Origin of the sequence: Gracilibacillus sp. HCP3S3_G5_2 (assembly GCF_052063305.1) — a bacterium.
In the GTDB taxonomy this organism is placed as follows: domain Bacteria; phylum Bacillota; class Bacilli; order Bacillales; family Amphibacillaceae; genus Gracilibacillus.
On the sequence record NZ_JBQHXU010000005.1, the window covers coordinates 199,215 to 218,463 of the forward strand.

Annotated in this window: 13 protein-coding genes and 1 pseudogene; 4 read left to right on the forward strand and 10 right to left on the reverse strand. The window is 33.8% G+C overall.

What is annotated here, in order from left to right:
• Positions 1 to 60 precede the first annotated feature (60 nt).
• Positions 61 to 216, forward strand: coding sequence for a DUF1540 domain-containing protein (locus tag ACTNEP_RS09740; RefSeq protein WP_441161719.1), 156 nt, complete (start codon positions 61 to 63; stop codon positions 214 to 216).
• A gap of 55 nt (positions 217 to 271) precedes the next feature.
• On the opposite strand, the gene ACTNEP_RS09745 is transcribed toward ACTNEP_RS09740, so the two are convergent.
• The 5 genes and pseudogenes from ACTNEP_RS09745 to ACTNEP_RS09765 all read right to left on the reverse strand — a co-directional run.
• Positions 272 to 409 (reverse strand): YvrJ family protein, encoded by a 138-nt coding sequence (locus ACTNEP_RS09745; protein WP_441161721.1) that lies wholly within the window; start codon positions 407 to 409, stop codon positions 272 to 274.
• Between the two features lie 402 nt (positions 410 to 811).
• A complete protein-coding gene (locus ACTNEP_RS09750) occupies positions 812 to 1,024 on the reverse strand; it encodes a DUF2922 domain-containing protein (protein ID WP_441161722.1) in 213 nt (70 codons plus the stop codon).
• 34 nt (positions 1,025 to 1,058) lie between these two features.
• Entirely contained in the window at positions 1,059 to 1,283 is a 225-nt protein-coding gene (locus ACTNEP_RS09755) for a DUF1659 domain-containing protein (RefSeq protein WP_441161723.1), read from the reverse strand.
• A 231-nt stretch (positions 1,284 to 1,514) separates the two neighbouring features.
• Complete coding sequence (locus ACTNEP_RS09760; protein WP_441161725.1) at positions 1,515 to 2,588, reverse strand: glycosyltransferase family 4 protein; 1,074 nt, start codon at positions 2,586 to 2,588, stop codon at positions 1,515 to 1,517.
• 151 nt (positions 2,589 to 2,739) lie between these two features.
• Positions 2,740 to 3,021, reverse strand: a pseudogene (locus ACTNEP_RS09765) (UDP binding domain-containing protein); the annotation flags it as partial.
• 477 nt (positions 3,022 to 3,498) lie between these two features.
• Here ACTNEP_RS09765 and ACTNEP_RS09770 point away from each other — a divergent pair.
• Complete coding sequence (locus tag ACTNEP_RS09770; RefSeq protein WP_441161726.1) at positions 3,499 to 4,572, forward strand: LCP family protein; 1,074 nt, start codon at positions 3,499 to 3,501, stop codon at positions 4,570 to 4,572.
• Positions 4,573 to 4,625: 53 nt separating this feature from the next.
• On the opposite strand, the gene galU is transcribed toward ACTNEP_RS09770, so the two are convergent.
• The 3 genes from galU to ACTNEP_RS09785 form a co-directional block, all read right to left on the reverse strand.
• Complete coding sequence (gene galU / locus ACTNEP_RS09775) at positions 4,626 to 5,522, reverse strand: UTP--glucose-1-phosphate uridylyltransferase GalU (protein WP_441161727.1); 897 nt, start codon at positions 5,520 to 5,522, stop codon at positions 4,626 to 4,628.
• 62 nt (positions 5,523 to 5,584) lie between these two features.
• Positions 5,585 to 6,751 carry a nucleotide sugar dehydrogenase gene (locus ACTNEP_RS09780; RefSeq protein ID WP_441161728.1) on the reverse strand — a complete coding sequence of 389 codons (1,167 nt, stop codon included), beginning with the start codon at positions 6,749 to 6,751 and terminating at the stop codon, positions 5,585 to 5,587.
• A 235-nt stretch (positions 6,752 to 6,986) separates the two neighbouring features.
• The gene (locus tag ACTNEP_RS09785; protein WP_441161729.1) at positions 6,987 to 10,046 is read right to left on the reverse strand and encodes a peptidoglycan-binding protein; all 3,060 of its coding nucleotides are present in this window, start codon (positions 10,044 to 10,046) and stop codon (positions 6,987 to 6,989) included.
• A gap of 307 nt (positions 10,047 to 10,353) precedes the next feature.
• Between ACTNEP_RS09785 and ACTNEP_RS09790 the strand changes: the two genes are divergently transcribed.
• Together ACTNEP_RS09790 and ACTNEP_RS09795 are read left to right on the forward strand one after the other, a co-directional pair.
• The gene (locus tag ACTNEP_RS09790) at positions 10,354 to 11,406 is read left to right on the forward strand and encodes a glycosyltransferase (RefSeq protein WP_441161730.1); all 1,053 of its coding nucleotides are present in this window, start codon (positions 10,354 to 10,356) and stop codon (positions 11,404 to 11,406) included.
• A 15-nt stretch (positions 11,407 to 11,421) separates the two neighbouring features.
• The gene (locus ACTNEP_RS09795) at positions 11,422 to 13,266 is read left to right on the forward strand and encodes a hypothetical protein (RefSeq protein ID WP_441161731.1); all 1,845 of its coding nucleotides are present in this window, start codon (positions 11,422 to 11,424) and stop codon (positions 13,264 to 13,266) included.
• Positions 13,267 to 13,306: 40 nt separating this feature from the next.
• Here ACTNEP_RS09795 and ACTNEP_RS09800 read toward each other — a convergent pair whose 3' ends face one another.
• Together ACTNEP_RS09800 and ACTNEP_RS09805 are read right to left on the reverse strand one after the other, a co-directional pair.
• Positions 13,307 to 16,603, reverse strand: coding sequence for a peptidoglycan-binding protein (locus ACTNEP_RS09800; RefSeq protein WP_441161732.1), 3,297 nt, complete (start codon positions 16,601 to 16,603; stop codon positions 13,307 to 13,309).
• A gap of 236 nt (positions 16,604 to 16,839) precedes the next feature.
• Positions 16,840 to 19,230 carry an ATP-grasp fold amidoligase family protein gene (locus ACTNEP_RS09805; RefSeq protein ID WP_441161733.1) on the reverse strand — a complete coding sequence of 797 codons (2,391 nt, stop codon included), beginning with the start codon at positions 19,228 to 19,230 and terminating at the stop codon, positions 16,840 to 16,842.
• Positions 19,231 to 19,249: the final 19 nt, after the last annotated feature.

A 19,249-nucleotide genomic window follows, 5' to 3' on the forward strand; every position in this document is an offset into this window, starting at 1 on the left:
TATTTCCCACACATTTTTTTGTATTCTTGAATCAGAATATGGATATAGGAGGTGTGGAGGATGGCGAAAGATGTTAAATGTGAGGTAAATAACTGTAAGTTCTGGGCTGAAGGCAATAGATGTCTCGCAGATACCATCTATGTAGTCAGCCATAGCGGAAAACGTGCTGCTAATGAGAAAGAAACAGATTGCCATACATTCGAACCGTCCGTCTAACAGCCTTCTTTAATGACCTCAGCTAACTATGGGGGTTAGCTGAGGTTAACTTTTGCTAACGCATTTTGTCTGGTAAAGCAACAATGGACTCAATTAATGTATTGAGCTTTGTTTCAATACGGTGTAGCAAATAGAATGTCACCGCAACTGGAAAACCGAGATCGGTAACTAACGATATCCACGTTTGCTCCATGTGATGGACTCCTCTCCTTTTAGTAGTTGAATGATACGGACAAAGTGACACTGCTTTTCTTTTGAAATCATCGTAGCTTGTAGTTGGCACTACTCTTCCACTTCGAGCTATCTCCTTCTACATGTTGCCGATGATTCAGTCTGCTTTCTCCTTCAAAACGTGCTTACGAAGAAAAGCCTAGAAACCCGCAGCAACTGTGATAAAAGGAATTACGGTGTATTTGCGAACGGATGAGGACTTTTGCCCAAGAGACGAGTATCAACGTTTGTCAGTTGATGAGAGCGAAATGACTCGATTGAAAGAACGACTTTGTCTCACTCAGCTAGTGCGTATGTGAATCATCTCCGCGTCTTATTCCTAAATGAATGAAAGGAGAGCTTCTATGCTCTCCTTTTTACTGGATTAGATTTCAATTTCGCTAACATTTCGCTCAACGATTCGCGCACTTTGCTTTGCGACTAAATCACCGCCTGAGGAAAAGAAGGCATTTTCACTCAGGATGGTATCCATCGCCTCAGATACTGCTGCAGGGTCTGCTGGCTCCACTGGATTATCCAACGAGAAGGTTATTGTCTTCCCCTCTTCATTTTCAAATCTTAATTCGAGTTTCTTCATTACGTACACCTCCCTTGTTTTCATTCATTGAGAATTAATCTTCTGTAATTAATTCCGTGTCATTTCGTTTTACTGAATACAAAGCATGCTGCTGTAATGGGACAAGTGCTTGTGTGACTGTCAGAAGTTGATCCGCCGTTGCATCTAACTTCACATTGTTAAAGGACTTTGTCTTATAAACCATGTCTCCAGAGATTGGATCAGTCCCATTCTCGAACGTTAACTGAAGTCTGGAATCAATTCTTTCCGCTAAAGCCATATGTTCCACCTCCCTTCATCTCTATAATCAATTGATGCGATGAGTAGGTGTCGTTTGTTGATTAATAGCAAGATAAGCTACTCTATTGGTGAAATATATGTCGTAGGAGGATATCTCATTAAAGGAATCACTTATCTCGTGAGTAGAGAAATATATCTCATGAAGATAGCATAATACCTCGCCAACAACAAAAAAAAGCCAGCACTTTTTATAAGTACTGACTTTATATAGCTACACCTTTTGTTTTCTGCCTATTAATTTTCTGATACTGCTTAATATCGGTTGCTGACCATTCTTAACAATGCCGGTGAGTTCAGCTATTAACTGAATGCCGATAACAATAAAACCTAAAATAATCAATGATGTTAACATAGTGGCACTGTTAAAGATAATAGCCATAATACCAAAGAAACCACTAAATCCATAAATGATCAACACAGAAGCTTGATGGCTGTATCCCATATCAATCAGTTGATAATGAATATGTTTGCGGTCTGCTGTACCAATATTTTGTTTATTGATCAAGCGACGTACAATCGCAAACAGCGTATCAAAGATTGGAACAGCAATGATGATGATCGGAATGATAAAACTGAAAAAAGCGACATTCTTAAAGAGACCGAGCATGGATATCACAGCAATTGCATATCCTAAAAACAAAGCCCCAGTATCGCCCATAAAAATTTTAGCAGGATAGAAGTTATGATATAGAAAACCTAAACAACTTCCGACTAGCACCATTCCTAAATAAACAACGATCAGACGATAGTCAGTGATGGCGATAATTAAGATACTTGTTAAACCTATCGCCGAAACACCTGCTGCTAGTCCATCCAAACCATCAATAAGGTTAATGGCATTGGTAACACCAACAACCCATAAAACTGTAAGAATCAAACCAATACCTTCTAGTTGAACTGTCCCCATAAAGGGTATTGTTAACTTATCTATGACTAGCCCAGACGATACAACAACAAGTGCTGCAGCAAGTTGACCAATTAATTTCTGGTATGCTTTTAATCCAACAATATCATCGATTACACCCGTAATCACAATGATGATACCACCGATAATGATTTCCATCATATGTGGATGTTGTGGCTGTAAATAAAGCAGACCTGCGGTAACACCTAATACAATGGCAAGCCCACCTAATCGGGCCTTGACACCGTCGTGTTTTTTTCGCTCATCTGGTAAATCTATTGCATTCACTTTCATTGCTAATTTCTTAATAAGAGGAGTTGACGCAAATGCCACCGTAGCTGAAAGCAGAAATGCTACTATTAACTCCGTTACGTTAAACATAATTACACCTACTTAATAATAAAGTCCTATTATCATCATTTTACCATAGTTTCTTTTAAAAATACCTTGAACCATTATAGCACGATTTCACTTCATGTATACTATAAATATTCGATTTTAATGATTAAATCCAGACCGTTATCTGTAAAAACTAATCTCTGCTATAAAGATCTCTAGTATACACTTTATCCTTAACTGTTTTTAATTGATCTGTTAAGCGGTTCGCCACAATAACATCTGCCAAGTCTTTAAAAGCATCAAAGTCTTTCATCACTTTTGAATGGAAGAATGTTTCTTCTTGCAGGTTTGGTTCATATACAACCACTTCTACACCTTCCGCTTTCAATCGTTTCATTATCCCTTGAATCGCTGATTGTCGGAAATTATCAGAATTAGTTTTCATCGTTAAACGATAAATCCCAACTACTTGAGGTTTTTTCGCTAGTATACTTGCTGTGATATCACATTGCTTGCTTTTCATCCCTTGTCGCTGCTAAGTTCAAGTCTTTATTTGCTAGATAATATTCAATCTCCGGGTTCACACTAGGTGATTTCTTGTTATTAATTAGTTGAACTTTTCTTCTATTATATCTAAAGCATAAACTTCATTATGTTTTGCTAATACTATCTCATGGGATAATCCAATATAGCCCGTTCCTGCTACAGCTATTTTCATATGAATTCGCCCTTTCTTTCGTCAATAATTGATCATTTACATGTTACCATATTTTCCACATTTAACATAGAATCGACATATTTCTTTCTTTTAAATGGATGTAACTTTTATTACAAAAATACGTCTAATATATTAAATTATCGATTAATTTCCTAAATACAATTTACGTAGACACTATTTCATAGTAAAATGTACTTTAGTGTGTGGGTTAATTAAGAAATCGGGGGAAATACAATGTCAAAAAAAGAGATGAATTCGAGAACTCAAATAAAAGTATCAAATAAGAAGAAAAAGCGCAGAAGGATTTTATTTTTTATCTTTGTACCTTTACTAGTATTAATAGCTGCTGTATCAGCCTATGCTATTAATTTAATTAATGAAGCAGAAAAAGTTGTATCAGAGTCGTATGAAAGTGATGGTCGTGAGAAGTCCGAATTGCGAGCTGAAGTAGTAGACCCTACAGAAGACCATGTCTCTGTTCTATTTATTGGTGTGGATGGTAGTGAGCATAGAGGCGCAAATGACGAACCAGTTCGTTCCGATGCATTAATTTTAGCTACACTTAACAAGAATGATAAGAGCGTTAAAATGCTAAGTATTCCACGTGATTCTTATGTGTATGTCCCAGAAGTTGGATATGAAGACAAAATTACTCACGCTCATGCATTTGGCGGTGTTCATGCAACAATTGACACAGTAGAGAATTTCTTAGATGTTCCGGTTGATTATTACGTCAGATTGAATTTCAATGCATTTGTTGATGTAATTGACGCAATCGGCGGTGTAGATATAGATGTTCCATTCGAGTTTACCGAGTCTAACTCTGAAGATAAACGGGATGCTATTCACCTTCTCCCTGGTGAACAGACTTTAGATGGTGAAGAAGCACTAGCATTTGCTAGAACACGTAAAATTGATAATGATGTAGAGCGTGGTAAAAGACAGCAAGAAATAATGAAAGCAGTAATTGACAAAGCTACTTCCGTTAATTCTGTCTTCAAAATAGATGATGCTATTCAGGCTGTTGGAAACAACATGACGACTAATTTAACGTTTGATGAAATGAAAGCTTTCGTCTCTTATGGTACATCAGGAAGCCTTGATGTCGAAACATTAAACCTTGAAGGTACCGACTTATATCTTAATAATATTTATTATTATAGTCTTGATGAGCAACAGCTTGCTGAAACGAAACAAATTTTGCAGACCCATCTAGACTTAATTGAAGAGGAAAATCTGGAATCAACAGTAGGAACTGAACAAACTACACCTGAGATGGAAAGTACTCCAGAATCGGCTGTACAATAAAAAAGTAACCGAACTTCTTTTATGGAAGTTCGGTTTTTTTCGCTAGTTATTAATTATTTCATCTTCTCTTCAAACTTAGGCTTGTATTTCTCTAATAAATTCTCTATTACAATTTTTACATCATCGCCAATTTTTTCATTTTGCAGCGCGAATTCAATCGTTGTGCTAACAAAACCCAAAGTTTCCCCTACATCGAATCTACTTCCTTGAAAATCATATGCATAAACTTTATTTGCTTCGTTAAGGCGTTGGATCGCATCTGTAAGTTGAATTTCTCCTCCAGAACCAATATCATGTTTTTCTAGATACTCAAATATTTCTGCAGTTAATACATAACGTCCCATAATCGCTAAATTAGACGGTGCTGTACCTTTTTTTGGTTTTTCTACTAAATAATCGATGGAATATAACCTATCGTGTCTTTCCTTCGGAGCAACAATACCATATCGATCTGTCTCATTTTCGCTAACCTGTTGTACACCTATAACGGATTTATCTGTCTGGTTAAACTGATCGATTAGTTGTTTTAAACAAGGTGTATCGGCCTGAACAATATCATCACCCAGTAACACCGCGAACGGGTCATTTCCGATAAATTTGCGTGCACACCATACTGCATGTCCCAACCCTAAAGGTTCTTTTTGACGAATATAGTGGATATCTACTTTAGCTGGTTGCTTCGTTTTTTCCAGTAGCTCAAATTTTCCTTTTTTCATTAAATTATCTTCTAATTCGAAATTATGATCAAAATGATCTTCAATTGCTCTTTTCCCTTTACCAGTTACAATAATAATATCTTCTATACCGGATTCAACAGCTTCTTCGACTATATACTGAATAGTAGGTTTATCTACAATTGGTAACATTTCTTTTGGCATTGCTTTCGTTGCTGGTAAAAACCTAGTACCGAGTCCAGCTGCTGGTATAATCGCCTTTTTTACTTTTTGCATTTTGTACCTCCAAATATTAAGATCTAGGTTGTATTTTTTATATTTTTCTACTACCGCAAATTTTAATCCCTACTAAATAAATCACGTGTGTATACTTTATTCCTTACATTTTTCAATTCATCCGTTAATCGATTCGCAACAATAACATCTGCCTTGTGCTTAAAAGCACTAAACTCTTCGACAACTTTAGAATTATAAAAAGTTTCTTGCTCAAGATTTGGCTCATATATAATTATTTCTACTCCCTCAGCTTTTAGACGCTTCATAACTCCTTGAATCGCTGATTGTCGGAAATTATCAGAATTAGTTTTCATCGTTAAACGGTAAATCCCAACTACTTGAGGTTTTTTCGCTAGTATACTTGCTGCGATATGATCCTTACGAGTACGGTTGGCATCTACAATAGCTGTCATAATATTATTCGGTACGTCCTGATAATTTGCCAATAATTGTTTTGTATCCTTTGGCAAACAATAGCCACCATAACCAAAAGAAGGATTATTATAGTGATTGCCGATTCTAGGGTCTAAGCCAACTCCTTCGATAATTTGTTGGGTATTAAGACCACGGATTTCGGCATAAGTATCTAACTCATTAAAGAAGGCAACACGCATTGCTAAGTAAGTGTTCGCAAACAACTTAATTGCTTCCGCTTCTGTCGAATTTGTAAATAACATCTCTATATTGTCTTTAATAGCCCCTTCTGCCAGTAAGTTAGCAAAAATATGGGCACGGTCGGATTGCTCTCCTACCACAATACGAGAAGGATACAAATTATCATACAAAGCTCTTCCTTCTCTTAAAAATTCGGGAGAGAAGATGATGTTCTCTGTTTGAAACTTTTCACGTAATTCTAACGTATAGCCCACAGGTATCGTGGATTTGATTACCATCGTTGCATCAGGATTAATCGACAGGACCGTATCAATCACTTTTTCTACAGTCGATGTATCGAAGTAGTTTTTGTCCGGGTCATAGTTTGTTGGAGTCGATATGATCACATAGCTTGCATCCTGATACGCTTGCTTTTCATCTGTTGTCGCAGTTAAATTCAAGTCTTTATTTTCTAGATAATCTTCAATCTCCGGGTCTACAATAGGTGATTTCTTGTTATTAATTAATTGTACTTTTTCTTCTATTATATCTAAAGCATATACTTCATTATGCTGTGCTAATAGTATTGCATTGGATAATCCAACATAGCCCGTGCCTGCTACAGCTATTTTCATAATCATCTTCCTCTCATTAATACGCATTTATATCACATCAAAACATACCTATTATATCATAATTGTATCCTGTAACATAGATTTTATTATATTTCTTATCATTTAATCGAATAAGATAAATTGACTTTAACCACAAAAACGTCGATCTTCCATTTCATGAAGATCGACGTTTTTACTTGTATCTTGTGATATCTAGTTCAAAGTTTCCGGAGCTGAACAGCAACTGATACTGTTCTTATTTCTTTTTCAGACCATATGCCTTGGCTATTGCCTCAGCAGTGATCTGACCCAGCCATTCTCGATAACTGCTATCTCTTAGTTTTTCATTTTCAGCTTTGTTATCAATGAATAAAAATTCAATCAAGATGGATGGCATATTACTAGTTCTTAATACATGAAAATTAGCCTCTTTCATACCTCGATCGTTGACATTCAATTGGTCAATTAAATAATTATGAATTATTTTCTGGTTGTTTTTGGTAGTTGCAGAACTAGACCCGTTATAAATATAAGTCTCAAACCCACTGGCACTACCATTAAATGCATTATTATGGATACTTACAAAGTAATCTGCCCCAATTGAATTTGCATGTCTTGTCCGATCATCAAGAGAAACATATATATCACTTTCTCTTGAAAGAACCGTACGAACTCCAAGATAATTTTTAGTTAAGTAGTCTGACGCTTTTTTAGCTATATCAAGCACAACGTCTTTTTCATTTATTCCGTAACCAATAGCACCTGGGTCAGTGCCACCATGACCAGGATCTATAAATATAGTTACAAGATTATCTTCCATTGTTCGCAAAGCAGTTTCAATTGTTTGCAAAGTGATTTCGTCAGCTATTCCACTTACTGGTAAGCCATATGCTTTTTGAAAGCTTTTTACGGCCTCTTCTGTTTTAGGCCCGTAATGTTCTGTCATATTTCCTGGTACTACAAAACCTAATGCAGCTAAATCATATTTCAACTGTACTGTTCTACTATTGTAGTTACCATTCTGCATTGGACTAGATAATATTTCTTTTATTTTATTTAAAGTTGGAGTGTCTGCGATACCGTTTTGCTTTAATCCATAATGCCTTTGAAAGTCTTTAACAGTTTGTTCTGTTTTTGGACCATAATGGTCTGTCATATTACCAGACACTACAAATCCTAGTGATTTCAGATCATGTTTTAATTGAATGGTTTTTTCATTATAATTTCCATTTTGTAACGGACTTGATAACACTTCTTCAATCTTGTTAAGCGTCCTCTCATCTGCTATTCCATTGCTTTTTAAGCCATAATAAGCTTGAAACTCTTTTACAGTTTTCTCTGTTTGGGGACCGTAATGGTCTGTCATGTTACCAGGCACGATGAATCCTAATGTCGCTAGATTATGCTTTAATTCTTTTGTCTCATCATTTCTGTTACCATTCTGCAATGGACTATTAAGGATTTCATCTAGTTTCCGTAGTGTTGTTTCATCAGCGACACCGGTAACAGCTAAATCATAGTATTCCTGAAACTGCTTTACAGCTGCTTCGGTAAGCGGCCCAAAATGATTAGTTGGGTTATTTGATACTTTGAATCCTACTTTAGCTAAGTTAATTTTCAATTCAATAACATCTTCACGATACATTCCATTCGATAATGGCGCTTCTAACAATTCACTTATCTTTCTCAATGTTACTTCATCTGCTATTCCAGAAGGAACAAGACCATATGCTTCTTGGAATTCCTTAACAGTAGCCTCCGTTTGATCACCATAGAGTTCCGTCATATTACCAGGCACGACGAATCCTAATGTCGCTAGATTATGCTTTAATTCTCTTGTCTCATTATTTCTGTTACCATTCTGCAATGGGCTACTAAGAATTTCATCTAGTTTCTTTAGGGTTGTTTCATCAGCGACACCGGTAACTGTTAATTCATAGTATTCTTGAAACTGCTTTACAGTTGCTTCTGTAAGCGGCCCAAAATGATTAGTTGGGTTATTCGATACTTTGAATCCTACTTTAGCTAAGTTAATTTTCAATTCAATAACATCTTCACGATACATTCCATTCGATAATGGCGCTTCTAGCAATTCACTTATCTTTCTCAATGTTACTTCATCTGCTATTCCAGAAGGAACAAGCCCATATGCTTCTTGGAATCTCTTAACAGTAGCCTCCGTTTGATCACCATAGAGATCTGTCATATTACCAGGCACGATGAATCCTAATGTCGCTAGATTATGCTTTAATTCTTTTGTCTCATCATTTCTGTTACCATTCTGCAATGGACTATTAAGGATTTCATCTAGTTTCCGTAGTGTTGTTTCATCAGCGACACCGGTAACAGCTAAATCATAGTATTCTTGAAACTGCTTTACAGCTGCTTCGGTAAGCGGCCCAAAATGATTAGTTGGGTTATTCGATACTTTGAATCCTACTTTAGCTAAGTTAATTTTCAATTCAATAACATCTTCACGATACATTCCATTCGATAATGGCGCTTCTAACAATTCATTTATCTTTCTCAATGTTACTTCATCTGCTATTCCAGAAGGAACAAGACCATATGCTTCTTGGAATTCCTTAACAGTAGCCTCTGTTAGATCGCCATAGTGTTCTGTCATATTACCAGGCACTACGAATCCTAATGTCGCTAGATTATGCTTTAATTCTATCGTTTCATCATTTCTATTACCATTTTGCAATGGATTGTTAATAATACTATCCAACTTTTCCAAAGTTTGATCGTCAGCAATACCTGTTACTGTTAGTCCATAATACAGTTGAAATTCCTTTACAACTTTTTCTGTAATTGGTCCAAAGTGGTCAGTTGGATTATCCGAAACTTTAAATCCTGCTTTTGCAAGATTCAATTTCAGTTCAATTACGCCATCATCGTATGTTCCGTTTTGAAAATACTGTGATTCCACAGATGAAGTTGTTACTTGTTGTTTAAGATTTTCATCTTTTTGAGATAGTGTATCGTCATTTTTTTCTTCTTTTATATTTGACTGATCAATATTCGGTCTTTTTAGCTCATCAGACTCTGTCTTATTTTGCTCTTTTTCAAGACTCTGTGTCGTCTGGATATTCACACTACTTTCTTCCACTTCTTCTATCTCTTTATCCTGTTGTACTTGCTGAGCTTCATTATTTTGTTTACTAGAATGCTCTTCTTCCATTACTTCATTTTCGTTTATTTCGAAAGCTTCTGCATTGCTTGAAACTTCGGTTGTAGCCAATGAATCGGATATATAGAAAAAGAAGGAAAGTATATTAAACAAGAAGAAAAGAATGCAAACCTTTAACCTCATCATTTCACCTCCTTCTCATCTTATTATTTATATCGGTTATAAAATAAGATTTATAACTATGTTGATAAACTTTTTCACATTTTTTAAGTACAATTTGCACCTGGCCATTTCATTTACTTATCCGTATTTTAACTTGATACCATATTAAAACTTCATGTGTAAAATGCTTCTATGGAGGGTAAAATGTAAGATATAAGTAAACAATCAAGGTGAATTTTTAAAAAATAGTCACCTTTTGAACAATTATATCGAATCTTTTGGGACAGGATAGAAAAATCACAATACACATCTTGCAGTGGAGGAGAAAATGAAGACATTTAAAGAGATTCTTATTATCATTCCTGCTTACAACCCTGATCATGAGTTGTTAGGTTTCATAGATGAACTCAAATCAAAAGGATTTGACAATATTTTAGTTATAAATGATGGTAGTAAAGAAAAATGTTCCATCATCTTTGATCAAATTAAAGAGAAAAATGAATGTGAAATATTACAGCATGCAATTAATATGGGGAAAGGCAGAGGATTAAAAAACGCCTTTAATTACGCTCTAAATCACTATCAAGAATTACATGGCGTTATTACAGTGGATGCAGATGGTCAACATGCACCGGATGATATAAAAAAGGTAGCTGACCAATTATTAAATACAGACAGAAAGATTGTTTTAGGTTCACGTGATTTCTCTCAAAAAGATATACCGTTCCGAAGCCGCTTTGGAAATAAATTGACTTCAAAAGTACTTTATCTTGCTACTGGTATGAAAATTGCAGATACGCAAACAGGTTTAAGGGGCATACACATTAATGCTTTGCCATACCTATTGGACATAAAAGGTGAAAGATATGAATACGAAATGAATATGATTTTGGAAGCTCGCAAAAAAGGTATTGAAATTGAAGAAGTCACCATCCAAACAATTTATTTGAATGACAATGAATCTTCTCATTTCAATCCAATTGCAGATTCATTAAAAATTTATACAATTTTCTTTAAGTACGCCATTTCATCTTTATCATCTTTTGGGATAGACATATTATTATTTGCCTTGTTATCTGTCCTTTTAAAAGAAGCATTCCCGAATTCTTTTATTTTCTATGCTACCATTGGAGCTAGAGTACTATCATCATTATTTAACTATTTTGTAAATAAAACATTTGTTTTTCAAAACAAATCCAAGAGGACTATTTACAAATATTATACTCTTAGTATAACTCAAATGCTTATTTCATCTTATGGAGTTTATTTGATTTACATGATGATTGGTAGTGGGGAAGTAGTTATAAAGATTTTTGTAGATACCATATTGTTTCTAATGAGTTATTATATACAACGTGTTTGGGTTTTCAAGAGTGCGTAATATGGAGTGAGTCTTATGCTAACATATTTATTATCGGGAATATTGTTATTATCATTAATAGGATGGAGTGTACTGATATATAAAAAGTTTAAGTTATATCCTACATTCATACCGATCTTCCTATTTTCTGTAGTTACTTGCGTTTTATTTATTTCGGGCATTCTAAATATTCTAACGCAAGTAGTCTATATTATTTTTTTAATTGGGTTAATTTTATTGATTTATTACACTTTTCAAGCATACAAACAAAATGAACCATTATCTTGGAAAAATGCTGTAACTCCAGGTGTTCTTTTCTTTATGTTATTTGGATTGTTTATCGCTTTTTACTTAAAGGGAATTATTTACCTACACTATGATAATTTTAGTCACTGGGCATTAATTATTAAAGAAATGTTTAGGATTGAGGGATTACCTGATCATACTACTATGGTCAACTACACGACATATCCACCTGGAAGTGCGATATTTATCTATTTCATCAATAAGATTATCGGCTATACCGAAAGCCATACGTTAATGGCTCAAGGCATACTAATTGGAGCTAATCTTTCGGTTCTATTTGCATTTTCAAAATGGAAGAAACCATCTACTATTCTAATGCCAATGATAATTAGTGTTGTCCTAGTCTCAATTATTACACAGAGTTTCTATCACTTATTAGTGGATACATTACTAGGATTAACAGCTCTCAGTATATCTGTTATTGCTTATTATTATAGAAATGACTGGCGTAAGTTATTTTTGATAAATGCACCACTAATGACTTTTCTACTTCTTATTAAAGATAGTGGTAAGCTATTCTTTATATTAAACGTAGTTGTTATTATCATTCTATTGATTTCTAATTACTATACAATGCAGAAACAAGGTTCTGTTGTGAAGAAAGCTAATTTACTTGCATATTTCCTAATTTCTATTTTAGCGATACCTTTATTTTTTAATTTCCTATGGGGGCAATATGTTGATAAAGCTTATGTAGAAGATACCTATGAAAGCAGTAAGTTTGAAGTGAATCTAAGTACAATTACTGATATAGAGAAGTCCCCTGAGTTTATGAATAATATAGTTCCGGATATTATTGAATCAGCTACTAGTTTTGAAAATTCTAATGTGTTATTGCTAATTCTTATAAATGTATTTACATTAATCATGCTTTTCTTGTTTTATTTAAAATATAAAAAATTAGACACATTACTATTAGGGACTTTCTTGTTCACGAATATATTTTATATTCTATATGTTTTTTCTTTATTTTTAATGTATGTATTCTTAATGCCAGAAAATGAGGCGTCAAGATTAGCAGGATTCAAACGGTACCAATCCACTGCTATTATCTATATAACAGGCTTACTGATGTTAGTAAATGTTAATAAGATATCAACTTTCTTTACTAATATACGTGGTCAAATTATGAAGATATCGCTATTCGTTATTTTAAGTGTGATGGCTCTTTTTCCATTCCAAGACAATACGTTAAAAATGTTTACTAAACCAGAAATAGAATCAAACCTTAGGTACCGGGTAAAAGAATTAGTGAGTGATATACCAAATGAGAATTTCGAGGACATCGAAGTAGTGTATTTCAGCCCTAAAAGCAAAGATGATAACGGCTTTTTAGATAAAGTATTATACTACGAACAGCTATCTGATAATTATAGTATAGCTACGCAGCTATCATCAAAGGAAGATAAAGAGGAGTTTAAGAGCAAATTATCTAATGCCGATTATTTAGTTATAGTGGATACTAATGAGAGTCTAGAGAATTACTTAAAGGATTATACCGATAGTGCCATAAATAGTGGCATCTTTAAAATCGACAGTGAAGGAGAGTCCATTACTATCGATCCTGTACAATAAATGAAACCGAACTATTGAAATATAGTTCGGTTTCATTCTTTTACTTATAGCGAGGTATGTCAAACTGTTTAATAGCGTTAGGTAACTTTTCATATAAGCTCTGAATATTAGAGACTTGTTTTACTGCCCAACCAACATCTGTTGCATATTGGTGTGTTCCTGGCGATTGTGGATTCCAACGCATTTTATAAAGAGTGTCCTGTTGGTAATCCTTATGATTAATATAACGACCAGAAATCCATTGAGCTCCTCCGATTATTGCTTTACTAGGAGATGTCCATCCTTGTTCAAAAGCATATTTTGCTCCACCATTTATAGCGTTATTATCTGTGGCCTGAATACCAAACATATTATAAACCTTAACTGATCCACTAGGGACTTTTGACTTGTCCGTAATTAAGTTACCTTTACTATCCCTTATAGTATTTCCATTCTTATCAACATAGATACCATTCGCTAATTCAGAAGTACCATATCCTGTTTCTAATAACGCATGGGACACTAAATAGACTTCATTAACATTACTCTGTTTACTAGCTTCTAGAAATGCCTGTTCTTGCCCATCCAATATTCCTTGTCCATTTATAATAGTTCTTAATTGACTAGCAGTTAGTCCTGCTGTTCCAGATAAAAGTAGATGTTGGAAGTTATTGTTCCTATCAGGATCTAAATATTCCATTACATCTCCTGATTTTGCATTTCTCCAAGTCTGATAACTAATTTCATACCAAGATCCTACTTGATTTCTGATAGTTACTTTTTGGCCAGTACTTAAGCGACCATATGTATGGCTACTTGTACTTGTGGATTCTTTTACATTTGTACTAGTTATTACATTACCTGATGAATCAAGCGCAGATGCTAAAACATATGCCGGATTATTTCGATATTTATCTGTCTGCGGTGCTACACCCATTTGTATATTCAGCATTTGTTGTAATGAATAATTATAATTTGTGTAATGATAGATTACTTTAGTTTCTAATAATTCTTTAATTTTAGCAAATGTGATTTCATCGGCGATCCCCGTAACTTTTAAATCATATTGTTCTTGGAACTCTTTTACTTTTTGAGTAGTTACAAGACCATAATAATCATTAGGATTATCGGAAACATGGAAACCTAGCTTTGCTAAATCCTTTTTCAATTGGATTGTATCTTTGTGGTTTTTACCATACTGAAAAGGACTATTGATAATTTCATCTATCTTTTCAAGTGTTTTATAATCTGCTATACCACTAACAGGAAGGTTATAATAACTTTGAAATTCTTTTACCTTTGATTTAGTAACTTCTGCATAATGATTGGTAGGATTATCTGATACATGGAAGCCTAAAGTACTAAGGTCTTTTTTCAGTTGAATAGCTTCTTCAACTCTTGCGCCATCTTGCAGCGGACTTTGTAAGATCTCTTGAATTTTTTCTAAAGTCTTAGAATCTGCTATGCCATTTGTTTTTAATCCATAATACGATTGAAATGCTTTCACTTTAGATGTTGTTGTAGGTCCATAATAGTCATTTGGATTACTTGAAACTTTAAATCCTAATGTTTCGAGGTCTATTTTTAGTTGTATAACATCCTCATGATAACCACCTTTTTGCAAAGGTGTATTCGCTAACTCTTCTAATAAATCAACAGTGTCATTATCCGCTATACCCGTTACAGGCAATCCATAATACTGTTGAAATTCTTTCACTTTTGATTCTGTTATAGGTCCATAATGTGTAGTTGGTGTGTTTGAGACATGAAAGCCTAATTTATCCAAATTAATTTTTAAATCTATTACATCATTGCGATACATTCCTTCTTTTAATGGAGCATTCGCTAATTCATGAATCTTGTTTTTGGTAACAGGATCAGCTATTCCTGTCACTTTTAGATTGTGATCCCTTTGGAATTCTTTCACTCTTTTAGTAGTTGTGTAACCATATAATGTTGTTGGATTATCTGATACATGATATCCTAGTTTCTCTAAATCTAGTTTTAATTGAATGGTATCCTCATGCCGTTTGCCATCTTGAAATGGACTATGTAGTATTTCTTCAATTTTTTCTAGAGTTGTTGGCCCCACTTTTCCATCTACTGTAAGACCATAATATTTTTGAAATTCCTTCACCTTTGATTCTGTTATCGATCCAAAATAAGTAGTCGGACTATTCGATACATGGAATCCTAATTTTTCTAAATTGAGTTTTAAATCTATTACATCTAGTCTATCCATACCTTTTTCAAGAGGCTGATTCATTAACTCTTCAATCTTCGCAAGTGTTACTGAATCTGCTATACCTGTTGCCTTTAACCCATGATCTTGCTGGAATTCTTTAACTTTTGAAGCTGTTACTGGACCATAATGGGTGGTAGGATTGTTTGAAACCTTGTAACCTAAATATTCAAGATCCTCTTTTAACTTAATTGTTTCTTCGTTATATTCTCCATCCTGAAAAGGACTATTTAGCACCTCGTTTATTTTTTCCAAAGTAGCTGCTCCTACTATCCCGTCTACTTCTAAACCGTAATAGCTTTGAAATTCTTTTACTTTCGCCTCCGTAACAGGACCATAGTGATAAGTCGGAGTGCTTGATACTTTAAATCCTAATTTCTCCAGATTAATTTTAAGATCCACGACGTCATCACGATATAAACCATTAAACATAGGACCATTCAATAATTCATTAATCTTCTCTAAAGTCTTATAGTCTGCTATTCCACTCACTGGAAGACCATATTTTTCTTGAAAAGCCATTACCCCAGCTTCTGTTAAAGGTCCATAATGTTCAGTAGGGGTATTAGAAATAGGAATGTCTAATCGAGCTAAATCCTTCTTCAGTTGGATTGCATCTTGATGATATTGACCTTCTCTTAAAGGGCTAGATAAAATTTCGTCTACTTTATTTTGCGTTTCTTCATTAAGTTCTCCTGTTTTTTCTAATCCATAATAAGACTGAAAATCTATAAGTGCATCTTCAATATTAGAACTCTCAAAACCAAGTCGCTTTAAGTCATTTTGAATATCTTGAAGTGTCGATTCAGTTTCTACAGAAAAAGTGCTGATTTCTAGATCTTTATTAACACTATCTTTTGTATTATGAATTTCCTCTGAAGGAACTTCTTTCTCTTCTAGTACTTCAGCTTCTTGTAAGTCTTTTTCTTTTGATGCTTCTACTTTTTCTTCCTCTTCCATTTCATCAACTTCATTTAATTCTTCATCTGTTTTTCTTTCTTCTGCTTGATCCGGCTTTTTAGTATCTGATTCAGCTTCAGCTACTGCACTAATAGGCACATAGTAAACAAAGGTGAAAAAGGCTACAAGCGTAATAAGCTTTTTCTTAAATTCCATTACGTATTTCCTCCTGTATAGAAACTCGTCGATAACTTATAATAGGCTGAAAAACCTATTAGTAAATTTGTTTTGTTTTAATAGTCACATCACTCCTAAAGAGTTATTACTACTAGTAATATCGTAATATCTTATTCTATTAACGTCAAGCTAATTAAATAAAAATAACCATCTACACCTAGTAACTAGATATAGACGGTTAATCTTGGAATGTATGGTATTAAACTTTTTAGTATTTATTCATTCATATTTTTCTTCTGATATTGATTGATATTTTTAAGGTATTCATGATATTCATTAAATTGCTTTCCAGCCAATAAATCATCCGATAACCTTTCCTCTGCTTCTAAAAACATATCCCCTAATAATTGGTCCACCGATTCATTAAACTCTGTGTAATTACCAGGTCTAGGTGTGAATTCACAAAATACTAATCCTTTTTCTGCTTTAAGAAAGTCGATTCTCATAAACGGAGCTGGAATTTTTGAACTTATCGTAGAAACTAAATCTAATTGTTCACCAGTCGCTCCTTCTCCCTCAAAAAGCTTATCATTGTACTTACCAGTATTAATTCTTGTTCCATCTGGAAGTAACCAGCAATATTTTAACTCAGGATTTCTAACAATTTCTAAGATTAGACCAACCTTACCATAGAAACAATAGAATTTTAAATCTCGAGCTGGTTGTTTCATTTCACTATCTTCACTCAATAGTTCCTCTACGAACCAACTATCTTTTGCCACCCATTTATCTTTTAGGTCTAATCGCATACTCTCTTTAAGTTCATCCCAAGAAGATAGGGCCTTTTCTCGTTTTACATCCCATATACGTTCTTCACTATATATAAAATAAACTCCTCTTGATGCTGCTCCTTGTGTTGGTTTTATTACGGAGTTTTCATAAAAGGGAACATTCTCTAGTTGATAAGAGTCCTCTGTTCTCCATGGCCTAGTTATATTGATCGAATCAATAAATTTATAAGCATCTGTTTTATCATTTAATTGCCATTCAGGCAAAGTATTTTTCATTAATTGTGATTTTCTCGACCTCATTGTTAGACTTGCGCTAAATGAAGCTGCTTGCTTTAATGGTAAAGGGTCAGAATCTTTAACAATTGAATGTGGTAACTCCTCAATTTTCAGCACTTCTAATGCTTTATTATAAACCTCTGATCTTGTTTCTGTACTATCATGTCTATAGATCATTGCTATATACTTAAAAGCACGTTTATATAGTTGATCAACTTCTTTTCTTTTTTTGACTAAATCCTCTAAATATTGTACAACCTCGCCTTTTTCTTTTGCCTTTTTCATTTTGTAAATCATATTTTTTTCAATACAAATCGTTTTGGATTCACTGTTATCGTTACGCTTTGCATCCTTTTCACCTTGTGGAGGTTGAGTTAAATTCTTAGTACCATTTTTTTCCTCAGCGTGTTCTTTCTCATTTATAGTGATATTATTCACTTTCTTATTATGTTGATTATTAGAACGTGACTTGCCTTTAATAATATCTAATGTATTTCGCAGACTATTCGTATATCTCCAGGTTTTACTATTCTCTGTTTGTATTAGTTGTTTCAATGCCTTATCTCGAGCATTTATTGAGTTTTTTATTTTATCCTCTTCAAGACTGATATTATTTTTTAATAATTCAAGGTCTATTTCTAACCTATTATTATTCTCTTTCTTTTTATTTAGTTGCTCCAATAACTCATTGTACTCATTTTTATACTTCAATATTAATTCTTCTTTCTCTTTTATTAATCCCTCTAAAGCTTGTTCTTTTACTAATTCCTCTTGAAAGTCAGTTTCTATCGAAAATTTAGTATAAATAATATTTGGCTCTACCGTAGGTTTTGATCTTACTCTTTTGACTTGCTCTTTACTGTTCGTATCACTAAGAGCATGAATTGTCCGTAAATAGAGTTGGTCTTTCGAATCGATAATTGTCGGACTTTGTTGATCCACCTTAGTATGAGAACCATTACTAAATATAGAAATTAGATTATTTCCGAATGATTCATGCTTTGGATCATACGTATTTAGGTAAGCTAAACCTAAAGCAATTTTTGGTGAATAATTTGTGTGAAAAGATTGATATACATCTAATTCCACATTATATATACCTGTATATCCATTTCCGAACGAAATACAAAATCCCGAGTGTTCAGGAGACAGATACTGAAATAATTTCTCAAGGTAATTGCTAGCTAATGCATCATCATCATCAAGTCTAGCGGTACAATAACAAATTGGTTCATTAAATTGATTTAATTCCTCTGTTATCACTTGATCTATTAAATTTTTCATTGAATCATTATGGTTTGTCGGTATAATTTTAGCCCATGTATAATCTCCCAACATCTCTTGTAAATTCGAGAGGTTTTCTTCAGGTAATTTATCAGATGTAATTACTAACAAAGAAAACTCATCTGGGTTTAAAAAAGTTTGGTTAGCAATAGATGGAAGTGTTATGTTTTTAAACAGTTTTTCTCTTATTTCTAAGCGTCGGGAATCAAACACTTCTTGTTTATATTCATCAAATTCTTTTTCACCAATTCTCCATCCAGATCCATTTTCTGTTAGCATACTGTATCTAACAATCAGAAAAATATGTTTTTTCAAATGCTTCACCTCCATATTT